The sequence below is a fragment of the Nonlabens sp. SY33080 genome (assembly GCF_011784885.1).
Lineage (GTDB): Bacteria > Bacteroidota > Bacteroidia > Flavobacteriales > Flavobacteriaceae > Nonlabens > Nonlabens tegetincola.
Map to the genome: position 1 here is coordinate 1,761,330 of NZ_CP050461.1, position 19,334 is coordinate 1,780,663.

Annotated in this window: 11 protein-coding genes; all 11 read right to left on the bottom strand. The window is 36.3% G+C overall.

Features of this window, described 5'->3' with window-relative positions:
• Positions 1 to 5 precede the first annotated feature (5 nt).
• On the bottom strand, positions 6 to 830 hold the full coding sequence (locus HCN53_RS07925; protein WP_167342627.1) for an energy transducer TonB: 825 nt from the start codon (positions 828 to 830) through the stop codon (positions 6 to 8).
• Positions 831 to 994: 164 nt separating this feature from the next.
• Positions 995 to 1,723, bottom strand: coding sequence for an energy transducer TonB (locus HCN53_RS07930; RefSeq protein WP_060523704.1), 729 nt, complete (start codon positions 1,721 to 1,723; stop codon positions 995 to 997).
• Positions 1,724 to 1,783: 60 nt separating this feature from the next.
• Positions 1,784 to 2,206, bottom strand: a complete 423-nt coding sequence (locus tag HCN53_RS07935) for a VanZ family protein (protein WP_157539256.1) — start codon at positions 2,204 to 2,206, stop codon at positions 1,784 to 1,786.
• A complete protein-coding gene (gcvH, locus tag HCN53_RS07940; protein WP_167342628.1) occupies positions 2,206 to 2,583 on the bottom strand; it encodes a glycine cleavage system protein GcvH in 378 nt (125 codons plus the stop codon). Before gcvH ends, HCN53_RS07935 begins: the two co-directional genes overlap by 1 nt.
• Before the next feature lie 83 nt (positions 2,584 to 2,666).
• Positions 2,667 to 9,878, bottom strand: coding sequence for a cell surface protein SprA (gene sprA / locus HCN53_RS07945; RefSeq protein WP_105018023.1), 7,212 nt, complete (start codon positions 9,876 to 9,878; stop codon positions 2,667 to 2,669).
• Between the two features lie 24 nt (positions 9,879 to 9,902).
• Positions 9,903 to 10,484, bottom strand: coding sequence for a Holliday junction branch migration protein RuvA (gene ruvA / locus HCN53_RS07950; RefSeq protein ID WP_042279540.1), 582 nt, complete (start codon positions 10,482 to 10,484; stop codon positions 9,903 to 9,905).
• A gap of 36 nt (positions 10,485 to 10,520) precedes the next feature.
• A complete protein-coding gene (locus HCN53_RS07955) occupies positions 10,521 to 12,833 on the bottom strand; it encodes an NADP-dependent malic enzyme (RefSeq protein WP_167342629.1) in 2,313 nt (770 codons plus the stop codon).
• 243 nt (positions 12,834 to 13,076) lie between these two features.
• The gene (locus HCN53_RS07960; protein ID WP_105018021.1) at positions 13,077 to 14,012 is read right to left on the bottom strand and encodes a carbohydrate kinase family protein; all 936 of its coding nucleotides are present in this window, start codon (positions 14,010 to 14,012) and stop codon (positions 13,077 to 13,079) included.
• Positions 14,012 to 15,190, bottom strand: coding sequence for a glycoside hydrolase 100 family protein (locus HCN53_RS07965; protein ID WP_167342630.1), 1,179 nt, complete (start codon positions 15,188 to 15,190; stop codon positions 14,012 to 14,014). Before HCN53_RS07965 ends, HCN53_RS07960 begins: the two co-directional genes overlap by 1 nt.
• The gene (locus tag HCN53_RS07970; protein ID WP_167342631.1) at positions 15,183 to 16,487 is read right to left on the bottom strand and encodes an MFS transporter; all 1,305 of its coding nucleotides are present in this window, start codon (positions 16,485 to 16,487) and stop codon (positions 15,183 to 15,185) included. The genes HCN53_RS07965 and HCN53_RS07970 overlap by 8 nt, the downstream gene beginning before the upstream one ends.
• Positions 16,488 to 16,708: 221 nt before the next feature.
• Positions 16,709 to 19,324, bottom strand: coding sequence for a TonB-dependent receptor (locus HCN53_RS07975; RefSeq protein WP_167342632.1), 2,616 nt, complete (start codon positions 19,322 to 19,324; stop codon positions 16,709 to 16,711).
• Between the last annotated feature and the right edge of the window lie 10 nt (positions 19,325 to 19,334).

Consider the following 19,334-nt stretch of genomic DNA (forward strand, 5'->3'; position numbering starts at 1 on the left):
GATGTTTATTGCTGAATTGAAAATGTTATTGGTATTGAATAAATCACCCTAACTGGTTTATTATTGATTTTGCCAGGCTGCATTTGCGGTAATTTGGCCATCACTCTATTAGCTTCCTTTACTAATCGATCATTAGGAGCACGTACTTTGATATCAATTGGATTACCGTTTTCATCAATTGTGAACATAGTTGCTATCTTAAATTTATCTCCTTGACCTGATAAATCTTCGGCTAGACTAGTATCAAAATTTCTTTGAATGAATCGTTTCATCTTTTCATTCATGCAGTTATACTTTTCCTCTCTTGACATATCTTCATCACAACCAGGAAAAAGCGGCATTTCTTGAACAGCTATTATAGGACTGCTGGTAGTAGATGTGGTCGGTTTGCTTTTTACTTCTGTCTTACTAGATGTAACTGGCGTAACCGCAGGCTCTGTAACAGGCGTTTCTTCCCTTTTTTTGTCATCATTTTCAGGAACAAGTTCGTTATTATCAACCACCTTTAATTTATTCGGTTCTATAATGTTAGGAGTTTCGATTCTTACAGGTTTTGCAATAGGCTGTTTAATGACAGGATTATCTGGAATTACTCGATAAACATCATGATCTTCTTCCCACACATCTATGATCGTAGTACCAACGATTGCAGGAACAGGCTTAGTTTCTTCGGTAGTGGTTTCAATAACCATCCAAACTAGCAATAGCGCTGCTACCAGCCCTATTTGAAAATTAATAATGGGATTGACTTTTGTGTTAATAGATTTCTTTCTCTCGATACGAGAAAGTACCGATGTTGCAGCATCGGTATCTTTTTTAAAGAGACTCATAATTAATGGTTTAAAATGTTATTAGGAACAGAAATCAAGAGTCGTACCAAAAACCGTTAATTCAAAATAAAACCCATAAGCTTTTAATGAAAACATTGTTTTATTGATAATAAAAAAGCCCGACTTGTAGAAAGTCGGGCTTTTTTAAAAATTTATTTAATTATCTAGTCTTGAACTTGGAAGATAATTGGTAATGCATAAATAACACCTACCGCTCTACCACGCTGCATACCTGGAGTCATTTTAGGTAATTTATTAATTACGCGAGCAGCTTCTTTCTGTAAATCTGGATGCTTAGCACGAGATTGAACTCCTACAATATTTCCTTTACTATCGATTTTAAACTGTACCGATATTTTTTGACGACCTTCAAGACCTAAGTCGTTTGCAAGACCTGTATTAAAGTTACGGTTAACGAACTTGGTGATTTTCTCACTCATACATTTCTTACGGTCGGCATTATTTTTCTTATCCTCACAACCAGGATAAATAGGCACGTTTTCAATAATTGCAAAAGGTACATCGGCAATCACTTCTTCTACACCTACTTCTTCAGAAACCTCTTCTACCTCAACAATTTCTTCTTCTTCATCGGTTTCAGTATCCTGAATTTCCACCTCTTCAATTTCTACATCATCCTCAACAACTTCCAGAATTTCTGGAGCTGGTGGCGGTGGTGGTGGCGGTGGTGGCGTATCAAGCATTTGTGTAATTGGAATTTCTTCTTCAATTACGAATTCTTCGATTTCAACTGGCGGCTCCTCGATTTCGACTGTTTTTGTCTCATACTCCAAACCTTGCCATGCTAGCAAAAGCATAAATGCCAGTCCTGCAAGAGCATACAACGTAATATTCTTACGTAAATCTGCCTTTTCTGATTTTTTAACTTCCATTGCGGTGGTGTTTAGTGGCTAAAAATAAATAATTCAATTTTTTCTTAAAAGCTTTTAATGCTAAGATTTTTTTATCTGTAACATTTTACTGATAACATAAAGTAATAAAGCACCAATAATGATGCCAAATACATTTGCAAAAACGTCAAAGATATCCATAGATCTATTTTGTGAAAAATATCCTTGACCTAATTCTATAAGAACACCTATTATAAAAGATAATACCGTAGCTCCTATAACAACTGTTCTAGAAAAATCTTCTAATATGTTTTTTATATTCCATGAATAGTCAGGAAACTTTGAAACATAACCGACATAAAAAAAGAAGTACCATACTATCGCCATAATAGAATAGGCAATTGCATGATACACTTTATCTTGAAAACTGAGCTCAAAAGGAATCGGAAAGGGTAAACTTGTTAGTGAAAGATAAGCAATCACTAGAGTGTAAACCGGCGCAACCCCTTTAAGCAAATGCTTCACTATCCTACAAGATCTTTATAAGCATCAGCAGTCATAAGACCATCTACTTGTGAAGCGTCGCTTATTTTTATTTTGATCATCCATCCATCACCATAAGGGTCAGAGTTTACTAACTCTGGCTCATCTTCTAATTGATCATTAAATTCAACAATTTCACCTGACAATGGTAAAAACAAGTCAGAAACGGTTTTTACCGCTTCTACCGTACCGAAAACTTCCTCTTGATCAAGTGTTTCATCTACGGTTTCAACCTCAACGTATACAATATCACCTAATTCGCTTTGAGCAAAATCAGTGATACCTACTGTTGCAACATCACCTTCTATTTTTACCCATTCGTGGTCTTTGGTGTACTTAAGTTCTGCTGGAATATTCATTATTTAATTTTTAAAGGGGTAAAGTTAAAACATTAAGCTTTTTAAGCCACAAGTTTACCATTATAATTACGTAAAATCACTTACTAATTTCCAAACGTATATCTTAATGTAATTCCACTACGAATAGTAGTTTGCGGAAACGCCGTCGAAATCGCAAACTCGCTGAAAGTATGGTCGTAATAGAAAATTCCAGTAAAGGCCTGGCTAAAGGCATATTCTGCGCTGAATTTTAAACCATAAATTGTTTGTCCAGCAGTAGCTTGACTATTATCAAAATCTAAATATCTTACTATAGTAATATTATCTCTGATTGAACCATCTAATCTCATGTTCAAGTCGCTTTTTATCACACGACTGCGTCCACCCCAATTCGTCCTAAATTTGAGATCCTTTAATCTATAACCAACTCCTACGATCCATTCTTTACTGTTTATTTCAGTAAGTAGGTTATTATCAAAACTTAGGGACACAGCTCTATCCCTACGGTGTTCTACGGCAATAGACATTGAATTTTTCATCTCAAAATCAATCTTGAATAATGGTGAAAAACTCTCAGTTAAATTGATGTTGAAATATAGTTGTGGTGACTTGAAATCTCCATTTTGATTTAGTGATCCTGGATTAAGCGTGGCATTTTCATCATAATCAAAATTTCTATTACCAGCAACAAAATCTAGATTACGTTGAAATTGATTAATCGTATAACTAGACCTATACCCATGATTCAATGAAAATCTTCTAAAACGTTTTTTGAACCATTTAAGATTCATTAATCCTGTGTACTTTAAAGTCCAATTAGGTAATGGAATATCTCTAAAAGCACTGCGATCTTGATCTTCAACATCGCGCCCTTCATAAGCAGCAATAAAGGAAGGCAATAAAACTTCCTGACTATTACGTGAAAAACCTACAGGAAACCCATCTGAATCACGGTTAAATGTTGTGGTTCCATAAAATTCCGTTGCCAGTTTATTGGCTACAGCTAGTCTATTATTTCTAAATGTCTCAAAAGTTTTTGAGCCATTGATATCGCTTTTTTGAAAAGCAGTTCCAATCATAATGGTAGAAATATCAAAGTTCCCAAATTCATTAGGCGTCAACGATTGATATTGTAGGGATGTTGGATTTACTCGATAATTTTCTTGATAGGTTTCTTGATAATTACGGTTCCCTACAAGGTCCAGAGTTAGGTCCTTTACTAGATCTACTTTAATGTTATAATCAAACTTGCGTGAAGCTACCTCACTATACTGTTGATTAAAATCCTGGAACAAGGTTAACCAACCTTTTCTTGCGGCTAGTTCTCTAACTTCTGCCTGTGACCCAAACACAAAACCTGTAGTTGGTTTTAAAGTTCCTATAAACCCAATATCATTTGTGTAACCTGGAAGGAACATACCATTGGTTTCCTCATAATTAATTTGTGCTCTTTTTACTGAAGTTACCACACCTATTAAAGTATTCAGAGCTTGATTTGCAAAGTTCTTCTTAGGGATCTTCTTTTCCTTTTCTTCCTTAGCCTGATCGGGATTTGGTGTTCCAGCTGGTGTGCGCGTTCTACTGCGGCTGCGTGATCTCTTACGGGCATTACGTGCTTCGTTTCCAAATTTAATCTTCTCTAGACCTACGTATTTATAAAGATTATCTAGATCCAATGTACCGTTGATACGATGCGTATTGGCATTTGAAACAGTGTTACCTATATCCGGTATATCATCTAATTGTGAAAATTGTTGCGATGATCTCTGCCAGTTAAAATCTGCTGTGTAAGTGTAGTTCGCTTTCGCGAAAGCGAGAAAAGGAAACTTATCAAACGGCAATTTATAAGTAAGTTGTAATTGTTGATTGTGTTGATTAGGAATACCTTCATCAAAAAAGTCGGTCCATAAAGTATAGTCTTGATCTACTTCATTGGACTCTGAATCAATGTAACTACGCACCAGTCTATTCTGATTGGCACTTAAGTTGAACTGTAACGATTTTGTCAAATCCCAATTAATAGCATATTGATGATTGAGTGTAAAATTGCGATTTGTTAATGGAGCGATACTGATGTTTTGTGCATCTGGAATACCATCACCATCAATATCAACTGGATTAGTATCTAATTGAAGATCTCTAAATTTTTGAAAGTTGTATTGTCTAACAATATTCCCACTCGCAGAAAAATTATTAGGTAATAAATTAAGATTAAAATCACTTAAGAATTTACCGTACTTACCTTCTAAAAAGCTGATGTTTTTGAAAGGCTCAACCTCGGCTTTAGGAAACGCATAATTATAAGTTGCTCCTGCATTAACCGACTGTTCTTTATATTGCTCAATTTCAAAGTTGCGTTGATCTACTTGATTGTAACTACCAGAGAAAGTAAAGTTTTCAATATCATACGGCATAGGTTTTGAATCACCAGTTCGCTCCTTGCGCACTCCTATAAGATTGACGCTTTGCCTGCGCGTATAATTTTCGGCTTGTTCTCTTATAGCGTCTCTTTCGGCGTCATTGTCTGCATTATCTAATCTAGTATCCAGTTCAATATCCTCAAACTGTGGATCAAATTGCGGTGTTATTGTTTCTTCACCTATACTATAAGTAAACGGTAATTGTACACCCCATTTTTTAGGTAACAATTGACCTAGACTTACATTTGTTGTGATATCATATTGTGTGACATTTTCACGATCTCGCTCGTTAGGCCCTTGCTCAATAGCTCCAAAACCTATTGTACTGCGTCTACCTGTCGCAGTAACCGATGCAAAATCGGCAACATTTGCATCAAGATTCATAGTTGCCGCATAACCACCTTCGTTTTTAAGACCAGCAAGTCTCATTTCATTTACCCAAACTTCACCACATATTTGGTTCGATGTTGGATTGCGTACACCTATCATAAGTGCTCGTATATCTCCAAAATTTGGATTTCCACGGATACCATAACTGTGCTGTGCTGCCTCGTTAGGATCTCCGCCAAGGTTAACTTGATCAAAGAAATTAGCTTCGTTTACATTTAATGCTGGATTTCCTAGTACTCTAGCTTTCAATTCCTGCAGTAACTCGAGGTTAATCTTAAAATTGTTACTATTAGGCCAAACTTCATTGCGATCAGTAGCTCCAAATGCTGTAATAGAAAGTGGCAACCTTACCTCATAATAATTTTGGGTGAAATCTACACCCATTCTCACAAAGACTTCAATCTCACCATCAGCAAGTGCGAGTTCATTTACTAGAGATTCAGCATGGACAAACATTTCTAAATCTTCATATTGACGCATGTCAATTCGAATATTCTTAAACACAGCTCTCGAATCACCCGATTCTAAATCACAAACTCTTAAAGCTAGCGATTGTTCATTCTGTCTGATGTTTTGATTTTGAGTTCTTAATTCTTCTCTTTCAACTCCTGGTGGTAATACATACCTAATTGGAGTTCTAGATTCGTTATTTTCAATATTAACACCTTCAACTTCAAAAACAGTAGGGTCGTCTGCGGCATTAGGATCTGTTTCATCTAATGAAGCAGTGTAACGACGATAATCACCGCGCACTAGATCCAAAGAACCAAATCTTAAGTGCGTATCTACGTTAAAATCTGTCAGGTACATTCTCATGAATCGAATAGCTCTAAAATCTGCTATTTCATTAATCACTTCACGATTAGGATCATTAAGCGGCACTCTAAACTGCACCCATCTTGTATCTATACGAGTTCCGTTAGGCAATTCGGTTTGTACTGTTTTAGTATCGTAGATGTAATCGTTGTTATTAACGTCCATTCCTGGAAATACTGGAATATTATATTCGAAATAACTATCGATGGTATTCATGGTGTTATCTCTATTAATATCCTCAACATCTGGCAAAGTGGTTGATCCTCTATTTGTTTGAGATACTTCAGAAGGTGAGTTTCCTTCTGTCCCATTATAATTTCTATAACGATTAACTATATCACCGTTAGCAGCAAGATAAAACTCATAATTATCATTAGCTGGATCTACTGGACCAAAAGCAGGAAAGGAATTAATCTCTTCGGCATCACTAAAACCATCTAAACCTATATCTTGATTTGCTCTCTCTTGTCCTTGTGTGTCAAATGCGTAAACAAGAGATTGACTATTAGGGACTTTTCCATAAGCCGTTGATGTAGTTAATATCGTACCTCCATCATCCGGTAATCCATTTTCAAATTGCTTACGGTTGTCCTTTAGCACATCTTCAGATATACTTCCTAAGTTGATAGAAATTGTTCCTCCTGTATTAGTAGGGTCAAATGCAAATGTGTCCATCATCCAAAATTGAATGTACTCCACATTATTTTGCTCAAAATTGGTACTTGAGAACTGTCTCATGATACCTGCCCAATTATCCTGTGGATTAGGAAGAATGTTTGAACCAGCTGCAGATGGATTGTAATTATAAGGACCACGCTCGCTTGGATAATAGGCAAGGTCTAGTGTATTTACTACTTGTTGTTGACCTTGTTGTAAATCCACATTAGGAAACAACTCGTCTATAAACACTCTACGGGTTCTCCAATCTGAAACATCATCATCTGTAATACCTGCTGGTCTTTGCGTTCCATAGAATATTGGATCAATGGAATACCAGGACATTTTGGCCCTGCTATAATTATACTCTAATGGATTTGAAGAACTTCCATTACCTTCAAAATCAACTGGTGTACTCGCTAACGACCAGGCAAACGGACTTAATATGTCAATAGTAGTTTGAGAACCCTCAAAATCATCTACATAAGCAGCTGCTCTATTACCGAAATTATCACCAGCTGGCGAGCCAGGAAATAAATACGCAATTTCACCTCTTAATGATAGATTTGAAGCAACATCAGTATCAATATTTGGTAATTTATTAACCAGTCGGGTTAACACAGGCACTTCTGTATTGTACAGAAAGTTTGCACCTAAAATAGTATTGTTAATAGGCTCAAAACCGTAGGTAGATTTTTGTGTAATGGGACGTTCTTTTAGATTCAAAAAAGTACCACCTACTATAAGATCCTCACTAAATTTATGTTCTACATTTATTCCTGTAAATCTCTTTGTTTGCTGTCTGAATACCGAATTATTCTCTGTAGAAACTTGAATTGGCGTGTTTGAATTAAGTAACGCTTGATCCAGAATAATAACTCGACCAGCTAGATAGTCTACCGTATAATCTATACCTTCTTGTAGGGTTCGTCCACCAGCGGTAACAGTAACCGAACCTCTAGGAACATTGAAAGCACCTATAGGAATACCTTCTTGACCGGTTGATTTGTATTGACCTTTAATTAAATACTTATTCTTATCAGCGTTTTCTAGAGCTTGAGCCTTGGTCGTGCGATACATATTGCGGTATACATACTGCTCTTGATTTGCATTATAAGTAGATGGGTTGTTATAATCTTCTGGACCAGCGCCAGGAGTAAGATCTAACTTATTGAATAAAAATTCACCAAAAGGTTCTACACTCGTGAAAATAATACGCCCATTTTCTGGATCGATTGTCAAACCAGGTACGTAATCAAAGAAACCATCACCATCAGGTTGCGGATCTCCTTGTTGATTTAATCTATCTAAATCAAATACTCTAATTAATGTGGTTTCTTCAACGTCACTAGGTAAAGCAACTGGTGGATTAGTTAGTGTTCCAGGAGCAGCTGTTATATAATTTAACTCTGGTGGATACTGGTAAAAGATATTTAATCTAAAATCCTCTGGTGATAATTGAAATCCACCTAGATTATAAATATTTTTCATCATAAGGTCCCAAGATGGCTCCGTAACGGTTACCAAGTTGCTCTTAAGTAGCTTTACTACTAGATTTTGGTTGTTAACAGCTACTTGCCCAGGATTCGTGTTTGCGTCTACATTGGTTGCAACTACACCATCATTAGCAAATTCTCCTACTTGATATACCTTACCACCAGCAGTAAACTGGAAAGCAACTGCAAGTACTTCATCGTTATTCAATCTTTGTCTTAAAGATATATAACCTAATTGCGTGTTTAAGGTATATTCATTTGGTGCTAATTTCCTTGCATTTTCTAAGGAAACATAATCAAAACCCTCATTTACTTGTGCACCACCAAAACCTTGCTGGACTGTTCCTATGTCTCTAATTTGCTCATTGAGTAATGAACTAGTAGAACCATTTATTCCTCTAGGGTTGAATTGGTTATTTGAATTGTCAGGATAAGCACCTTCTGTAACGTTAACAAAACCAGGAGGAACAACGTCTAGACCAATATTTTCACCATCTGACTCACCTAAATCTTGAATAGCTACTAAATTACGTACATCTTGAGTACGATTACCACGATTGGTAATCCAAACCTCGGCTCTTGTGATTTGTACATTTGTATTTATAAATGGATAATTTTCTAGGGTTCGATCGTAATTATCCCTAAAATAATGAGCTAGGAAAAAGTGCCTGTTCTCATCATAATCCAGCGAGAAGAAATCAAATTCATTAATTGATGCTCCACCTTGAGCCTGTACTGTACGAGCCTCACTTTGTTGTTCTGAAAAAACAGCAGTAATTCTCGTTTTTCCAAATTGCAATTCTGTTTTAATACCAAAAAGACTTTGCGCACCACGAATAAGTTGAGAATTAAGTGGCATATTCACGTTACCTACTTCAATACTTTGTAAAATATCATCTTCAGTAGGTGTGTAATCAAGTTTAATTTGATTTTGAAAATTAAAGGTACTTTGAGTATCGTAGTTAGCATTAACCTGTAGCCTAGTACCTACCTTACCTACAAGTGATAAATTAATACGCTGGTTAAAATCAAAAGTGGTATTCTGTCTATTTCTTGGGGAAAAACTAGGGTTATCACTACGGTTAAAAAGCAGCCCTAGATCTACCTCTACAGATCCTTGTGGAACCACCGATATCTCTGTACCACCAAAGATACTTTCAAACAAAGCCGAGTTTACATAGAAATTGGGTAAAAGATTCTTTTGCTTCTCCTTATCCTCATCCGTTTTTCCTGCAATTGCCTGTGCTTTTTCAATGAAATAACTTTTCATTTGTTCTTTCATAGCACGCTGTAAATACTGCTCTCTGGTAAGTACAAAGGGATAATCCAATTGATAGCCAGCAAATGTAGTCCTCAAAATATACCTATCCATTACTGGATCATATTCATACATTTTGGTTATGGAAGGTGGATCTGGTAATTCTAATTTACCTAATTCGACTCCATTAGGTATAGAATCGTTCTCTTGTGTTGTGGGTTGTTGCGCTTTCGCGAAAGCGAAACAAAAAAGAGCTATTAAAACAGGTAAAAGCTTCATTTTAAAATACCTATATCCCAAATCCTATAATTGTTTTAATGCTTGTTTAATCAAATCTTCTACTGTGGCATCTGGTTGATTGCTCAAAATTTTATCCACGACTTTTTGAGCCTGCTTGCGAGCATAGCCTAAAGTTTCTAGTGCAGATAACGCTTCATCACGGCCAGTATTGCTTGCAACAATAGAAATTTCTGGATTATCTAATACTTGTAATATTTTATCCTTAAGATCGAGTATAACACGTTGCGCTGTTTTTGCACCTATACCTTTTACACTTTGTATCGTGCGCACATCTTCACTAGCAATGGCTTGTGCAATTTGTGTGGGCGCAACACTGGATAACATGGTACGAGCTGTATTTGCACCAACTCCAGATACGGACAGTAATAGTTTGAAGATTTCTCGTTCACTTTTTTCGGCAAAACCGAACAACCTGTGTGCATCCTCACGTACTTGCATATAAGTATACAACTTGCACTGCTCGTTGTCTGGCAGTTGTGAATATGTATGCAGTGATATTTCTACTAGATATCCTACTCCATGGCAATCAATTACTACATCGGTCAGGTTTTTTTCTACTAGCCTGCCCTGAAGTTGTGCAATCATAATTGGTTAATTGTGTTTCAAATGTAATAAAATAATCTATTGCGGTTGTTGCGACCTTTTTAACTGCAATGAACGGTTATAGGACTCCTTTTGTTGTGCATCTATAACTGCCACGGCAGCCATGTTCACTATCTCGTCCACACTAGCTCCTAATTGAACTACGTGTACGGGTTTTTGCAAACCTAAAAGGATTGGACCTATACTATCAATACCGTTAAGTTCCTTCATCATTTTATAAGTACTATTTGCACTTTCAAGGTTAGGAAACACTAATGTATTCACTTTTTTACCTGCAAGTTTTGAAAAAGGAAACTTGTCCTGAAGTAATTCAGAATTTAAAGCAAAATCGGCTTGTAGTTCTCCATCTACTACTAGATCGGGATAATATTGATGTAAATATTTTACCGCATTGCGTACTTTAACAGCATTAGGATGTTCTGAAGACCCAAAGTTCCCGTAGCTTATCATTGCGATATTAGGCGTGATACCAAACAACTGGGCTGTACGGCCTGTCATTTGTGCGATTTTTGCAAGTTCAATAGCATCTGGATCTATGTTTATAGAGGTGTCTGAAATAAACATAGGACCTCGTTGTGTGATCATTAAATTGGTACTGGCTACTTTGTCAACTCCTGGTGCGCGACCTATAATCTCTAACATAGGTGTGATGGCACGAGGATAGGACTGAGCAAATCCAGTGATTAAACCATCGGCATCACCCATTTCTACCATCATCGCCGCAAAATAATTGCGCTGTCTTAAAAATTTACCGGCATCAAATAAAGTAACCCCTTTACGCTTTCTTATTTTCCAAAACTCTTCAGCATATCTATCTCTGCGAGCTTTTTCTTCATCGCTTTTGGGATCAATAATTAAACAAGGTTGATCAAACTCAAGTTCCTCTTTAAGTTCTTCAATTGTTTCCCTGCGTCCCAAAAGTATAGGTGTTCCTATTCCTTCTTCTAAAACAATTTGCGCTGCTTTTAGTACATCTAGTTGATCGGCCTCGGCAAAAACAATTCTTTTAGGATTTGTCCTTGCTCTATTTAAAATAAGCCTGACAAGCTTATTATCTGAGCCCATACGTGTGAGCAATTGCTCCTCGTATTTCTCCCAATCTTGAATTGGTTCTTTGGCAACTCCTGTTTCCATGGCTGCTTTTGCAACAGCTGGCGGAATGGTTGAAATTAATCTAGGATCAAAGGGTTTTGGAATTATATAATCCCTACCAAAGGTAAGTTTGAGCTCGCCATAGGCGATATTAACTTGTTCAGGAACTGGTTCTTTAGCAAGACTAGCAATAGCATGAGTAGCTGCTAGTTTCATTTCTTCATTAATTGTAGTTGCTCTTACATCTAGCGCTCCACGAAAAATAAAAGGAAAACCTAATACGTTATTTACTTGATTAGGGTGATCGCTTCGCCCTGTTGCCATAATGATATCATCACGGGTTGCTATAGCTAGGTTGTAATCAACCTCGGGCACTGGATTTGCCATGGCAAATACAATCGGGTTTTCATTCATGCTCAATAGCATGTCCTCATCAACAATGTTCCCTACTGAAAGACCTAAAAACACATCGGCATTCTTAAATGCCTCGCGCATGGATACGGTATCCATCTCTCTTGCAAATTGCATTTGCATATCACCAAGATCTGTCCTAGATGTTGTAATTAAACCGTCCACATCATACATCATGATGTTTTCCTTCTTTGCTCCTAGTTTTACATAAAGGCTGGTACAAGAAATGGCAGCGCTACCAGCTCCTGACACAACTATTTTTACGTCTTCTATTTTTTTATCAGCAAGTTCAAGCGCGTTGAGTAACGCAGCACTTGAAATTATGGCTGTACCATGTTGATCGTCATGCATTACTGGGATATCTAACTCCTCTTTTAAACGGCGTTCTATTTCAAAAGCCTCTGGAGCCTTGATATCTTCTAAATTTATCCCACCAAAAGTTGGGGCAATATTTTTCACAGTTTGAATGAACTCTTCAACATTTGTGGTATCAACCTCAATATCAAAACAGTCTAGGTCAGCAAATATTTTGAAAAGCAGCCCTTTTCCTTCCATTACAGGTTTAGATGCTTCTGGGCCAATATCACCAAGACCTAAAACAGCTGTTCCATTAGAAATTACAGCCATAAGGTTACCCTTGGTAGTATATTTATAAACATTTGCCTTATCCTTAGCTATTTCAAGACAAGGCTGTGCAACACCTGGACTGTAGGCAAGAGATAAATCTCGTTGACTACTGTACTTTTTAGTAGGTACAATTTTTATTTTACCAGGTTGTGGTTTTGCGTGATATACTAATGCTTCTCTACGTTTACTTTCTTCACTCATGGGGTTTGAGTTTAATTGCTCAAAAAAAAATGAAAAACAAATGTACTAGATATTGTTAAGATAGGTACTAAGGTTAAGGTAAATATGGAACTCGCTTTCGCGAAAGCGAAATAAATTTTATCTTTTATTGTTTCAACAACAATTAGTATATAAGGATGATAAAAGTAAAAAATAATCCAATCTATACCATATAAAACAAACCAATATAACTACAGGAACAATTACTACAAATTTACAAATCCACTAAACCAATTCGTTGATTACGTTTTTAAGAACTTTTATATCAGGCAATCGCCCAACATTCTGTAGTTTGATAGTCGCTAGTTTTTGAGCAATCGTAGTAGAGTCTAGTAGAGACTTGTTACTGAGCCTGGAAAATAAAAATCCCGCCCAGAAAGCATCACCTGCACCTGTGACGTCCTTAACATCTTTTACTTGTAATGCAGCCTGATTCAATACACCTTCTTTAAGATCTGAAACAGCAACACCGTCTTTACCTTTGGTAAGACATATCGTAGAAACTCCTTTAGAATGGAAGTAACTAAAAATTTCTTCATCAGATTTGTGATTATCAAAGTACCTATAACAATCGTCTACACTTAATTTTAGTAATGGATTATTAGCCAGATACTGCGCAATCACTTTTTTTGCTTCTTTACGATCAGACCAAATTTTCTCGGAGTAATTTAGGTCTATACTTAGTTGCAGACCAAGTTCTCTAGCTCGTTGTGCTCCTTTTAAAATTGTAGCTCTTGCTGGGTTTTTACTCAAAGCAAAACATGTGGTGTGATAAATCTTAGACAAATCCAACAGTTCATCTGTAATTAAATCTTCTGTTATAACAGAGTCTGCCTCTCTATAGGCAGTAAAATCTGGTGTGTCTACAGATCTAGAAATTAAAATAATAGAAGTAGGTAATCCAGATGCTCTATTTATGTGTGAGGTATTTACCTGTTCACTTTTTAATTTATCAACTATAAAATCCCCTAATCCATCTTTTCCGCAAGAGCCGATAATAGCAGATTTCAACCCTAATCTTACGGCGTTAACCGCCACATTAGTAGGAGAACCACCTAAAAAACGATGGTAATTTTTAGTTTCTGAAATACTTACATTTTTTTCATGACCTATAAAATCAATCAATATTTCCCCTACACACAATATATCAATGGTCTTCACTAGTCAATTAATATTTTAAAATTATTATTTAATGATTTATGCAGGATTACTGCTCCTGCCGCACTCCAAGCACATTTAGGCACACCTAAAGGCTCACCCGTGATAGAATGGAAATTTTCATAAAAGGCAAATTCCTCAAGTGCATTTAATTGATTTATATTCCTCAATAAATCTTGAGCTGCTTGTTCATATCCCATACTGCATAAGGCTAATCCATAAAATCCGTTTACCATAGGCCAGCTACCACCATTATGAAATTCATAAGGATAGTTCCTGAATTCATACTTACAATTATCTTTTAATAAGTTCCAATGCTCATCTTCTTGCATCACTGGTGGCCAAAATGCCGGTAATACTTGGAGTTTGCTTTGAGATAATAAATTTTGACTGTATTCAATTATACTTTCTTTAAGATCTGAAGTACCTAGGTTCAGTATCAAGAATAAACTGTTTGCAAATGCATCAAATTGCGTTTTATATCCAGATGGTGAAAATGACGCTGGCAAATAACTCTTTTGAGCCATAGCTTCGTAAGCTCTAGGATGAAATTTCTCTGCTTTAGAATCTCCTAAGAAGTTAATTTGCAGCTGCTCTATAATAGAATCAATTTTATGATCGATTTGTACCTTATTTTCAAAATGATTGTAACACTTTAAGGCCCATAATCTCAATAATTGATCATATAATACATAACCATCAGTAATGTACTCATCTGCCCAGTTACCAGATAAAGGTATGTACAGCAAATGCTTGTTGTTAAATTCCCAAGCATTTAAGAGTTTTAGACATTTATTGATGTTAGGTTTATATAATTCTACTATTTGAGGATCTTGCTTATAATGTGCTAGCTGGCAAACTCCTATTATAAACCAAGTTACCGCATCGACTCTACCTGCTAGACCACCATAACTAACTTCTACTTTTTTACCCTTAAAAGCAACATTAGACGGAATGGTTCCTATATCATGTTGGTACGCTGCAAGCGTATGGATGGTTTTCTCAAAAGTCTTGACTAGTTCTTCATCTTCAGAGGCAAGTGCTGCTAGACCACATATGACTCCATCTCTAGACCACACCCTTTTATAATTCGATATATCTAAGGCGCTTGCAACAAAACCATGCACAGATGAGGCTTTATGAAGCAACTCAATTGATTTATTATATTTAACACTATTCATGTAGAGAAGGTTTTCTTGATTGAATAAACAGTGTCACTATAGTAGCAAGAATTAATAATGCCCCTGCAAAAGTGATAGCATTACGTGGATCGTTACCTAAAAAATTCTTAAGTACAAATCCAAATGTCAACGTTTGAAATATCATAGGTATTACTATCATCATATTTATAATACCCATATAAACTCCATAACGTTCTTTAGGAATATTAGAAATTACCATTAAATAAGGAATTCCCATCATACTCGCCCATCCTATACCGAAACCGGTTATAGCAAAGAGTAAGAAACTTTTATCAGATATATGAGGAAATGCTAGAAATCCAGCAGCAGCAAGCAATAAACAAACCGCATGAACTAATTTAGGGCTGTATTTTTTTGCAAAACCTACCAATGCAAATGCTACTAAAAACGTTACTACATTATACCAACCATTTACTAAACCTGTCCAACTTACTGCCTCATTATAAACTTCCTCATTGGCTGGTGTTACATTCCATACAGAAAGCGCGACGCTCTTTGAAGCGTTTTGCCAGTAACAAAACAGCGCATACCATTGAAAAAAGTATACTAGTGCAAGTTGCCACATCACCTTAGGCATATCCTTAATAGCAGATACAATTTCAATAAGCGGCCCTAGAAATGAGCGTCTTTCTGCGCGCATTAAAGCAAGTTCTTTGTCCGTAGGAGGTATTTCTTCAGTTTTGCTATTACTCCATAAAACAGATCCTATTGAAAACGCTGCACCCAAAAAAAACGAAGCATAAACCCATGTAGGTAATGAACCTGTTTTACCAATTATAAATATAGGAAAAACAACGATCGATAGGTTTGCAAGCACCTGTCCTAGACCTGTAAAGAAACTTTGCATTTGAAAACCTGTAGGCTGCTGTTCTGGTATCAATTTATCAGCGATTAAAGCTCTATAGGGTTCCATGGCTGTATTATTTCCAGCATCAAGAATCCATAACAACCCAGCTGCCATCCATAAAGAACTGCTAAAAGGAAAAAGTAATAAGCTGACACTACATAACAATGCACCTATTAGAAAATAAGGTTTTCGACGTCCAAATTTAGGTGACCATGTTTTATCACTCATAGCGCCTATAATAGGCTGTACAAGTAATCCCGTCACAGGACCTGCTAGATGCAAAATAGGTATTTGATCTGGTGTTGCACCAAGAAAATCATAGATAGGCGTCACCGCACTTTGTTGCAGTCCAAAACTATATTGAATACCGAAAAAACCGACGTTCATATGCAAAATTTGCCAAAAATTCAGCTTTACCTTCCCTATCATTTTTTAAATTTTATCAAGATCAATATTCTGTGCTTAAGGGTTTATATTAATTCAATGACAAATGGATTTTGGAAATAAAATTGGCATTAAATAAATAATGCCAATTCTACTACAGATTTCTCTATGACCTAATCCAAAATTGTTTGTGGATCTTTATTTCATTAAGCACAGTGGAATATCCTTCTTATGCCATAACAAAACAACCACTACCAAATAATATATTAAAATCTATATTGCAATCCTAACGAAACAGACCTTCCAGGAAGAGCTCTCGCTCTTAAATAATTAGTTTGCCCTTCTACGATGGAGCCTTCTTCAGACTCAGTGATACCTAATGTGTCAAAAATATTATTTGCAGACATATTTACATTTAAGTTTTTAGTTATACCCATGTTTACAAATCCGTTTACTATTACAAATCCAGGCATAATTAATTCATTAGTGTCTTGCGCATATGCTTTTGTTTGTCCTATAAAGCTTAATCCTATGGAATTTTGCTTTTCAACGCCAAAGTTATAAGAAGGTATCAAATTATAAATGAAATCTGGTTGTCTCCTAGGTTTATTTCCCTCGTTATCTCCTGACTCAAGAGTTGCATTTGTATATGTAATCGCACCTCTAACAGTTAAATCCTTCAACCTATATGAACCTTCTACCTCTACACCGAAGGATTTGTAATCATTATCAATAATTAGATCCGGATTTGTAGCCTCGAACCCTGCTTGTTCTGTAGTTGAAGAATAAAATCCCGTAACATAAATAGCACCATTATCAAATCCTTGCTTGTACCCCACTTCTGCCTGATTAAGGAAATCTAGAGCGTTGATTCTATCAGAATTTTGGTAGTCTAATCCCGAGAACAAAATACGATCTGCCTTTGCAGATGCTCCTCTACTATAACGTGCAAAAACAGCTTGTCTTTCTTGTAGTTTATAATTGACACCTAATGAATAAGAGAAGTAATCATAATTGTAATTTACATTTGTAGGAGCCGCGTTATCTACACTAAAAACCACTTGTTCTGGTGCTGAAATAACACCATCATTATTTATATCTATAGTAGATTCTACACCTCCTGAAAATGCTCCATCTACTTTACCATAATCGAATCTGACACTAGCATCAAAATTTAAACTTTCACTTGCCTCTAATGCAATATTTAAATATGGAGCAGAGACGTTGTATTGTGTATCATAATTTCTTGCAAGGTTACCCCAAAAAGGTGTTCCATAAGCATATAATCCATTTTCACTTAAAGGAGCGCCTGCAGGATCAAAAACGTTGATCAATCTAGCATTCTCCCCTTTTACTTCTTGTAGGTAAGAATTCCAACTCCAGTTCATTGAAACATTTTGAATGGATTTAAAGTAACCTAATGTTATGTCTAGGTTGTTGTATGATTTTGATAATTTAATATCATTCATGAAGTTATTAAAGTTTTCTAACTCAACATCAAACATATGAATACGCGCCACAAGACTATTTGCTCCTACTGGCGAACCATCCGTGAATTGTAACGTAGATCCAGCACCAAAAGAGTCAGCAATTAACGCACTTGTACCTACTTGCGATGGGAAAGGAGATACGAAAGCTCCACTGTTTGCAGAGAATCTACCGTTATTAGAAACTTTATAGCCATTTCCTAGATCAAACTTCGCTGCAATTCCTAAGGATGTAGACACGGGATGCATACCATCTGTAACATCACCTCGTGAAGGCTCACCATCAGGCCCTAATCGTAGGGTTTGCGTTAAATTAGGTGTATGTAGTGATCCGGTAGTAGCATCAAAATTAGGAGCATCTTCCCAAGTAGGGTTTGCATTGGTTCCTGAAACTTGAATAGGAGCTGGTAAATAAGCTATCGCTCTATCATTTAAATACTTACCATAAACCCTTACAGATCCATTTTCAAATTCTTTCATCAAGCTCAATTTAAATTGACCTCCATTATTTGCAGTAAACCCAGCATCTCTTATTCCTTCTCCTACTCTATAAAACCCACCAGCATGAATATATAAATTATCCGCAACCTCAGTTCCGTATGAAAAATCAGTTCTAAAAGAATCATAATTAGCTCCGAATGTAGTTCCTATGATACCACCTTCTGATTTTCCTGTTTTACTTATAATATTTATAATTCCACCAGGAGCATTTGAAGTTTGTGTAGATGCAGATCCACCACGAATAGCTTCAATACGAGCAACGTTAGCATCAAATCTTGTAAAAATATCTGCAGTAGCGAAAGACATGTCTCCATATAATAATACTGGAAGACCGTCTTCCTGAAGTTGAACGTATTTGGAACCACCTGAAGAAATAGGAACACCTCTTACAGATATATTTGAGTTTCCTTCACCACCTGAAGACTCTGATCTTATTCCTGGTATTGTTCTAAAAATCTCTGCAGTAGTTCTAGGCGCGCTTTGAGCAACTGTTTCCGTTTTCAATGTTGTAACAGAAACACTTGACTCAATTTTTGCTTTAGGATTTGTCACACCAGTAACTACTACTGCCTCTAGAGACTCCGCATTTTCCTTCATTACAAAATCAACAACAACATTGGATCCGCTAACACTTACAGTTTTAATAACTTTATCATATCCTAAACTCGTAGCTACAATAGTGTAATCTCCATTTGGGACGTTTGCAATGCTGTATTTACCATCAAAATCAGTCACAGCACCTTTATTAGTCCCTTGAAGCACTAGATTCACACCAAGAAGTGTTTCGCCTTGGATATCCTTTGCAGTTCCAGAAATTGTCGATTGTGCGGTAACAGTAACAGCTGCAAACAACAATGTCACTATAATACCCCATGTAGTTTTCTTAATATTCATTTTGAGTAAA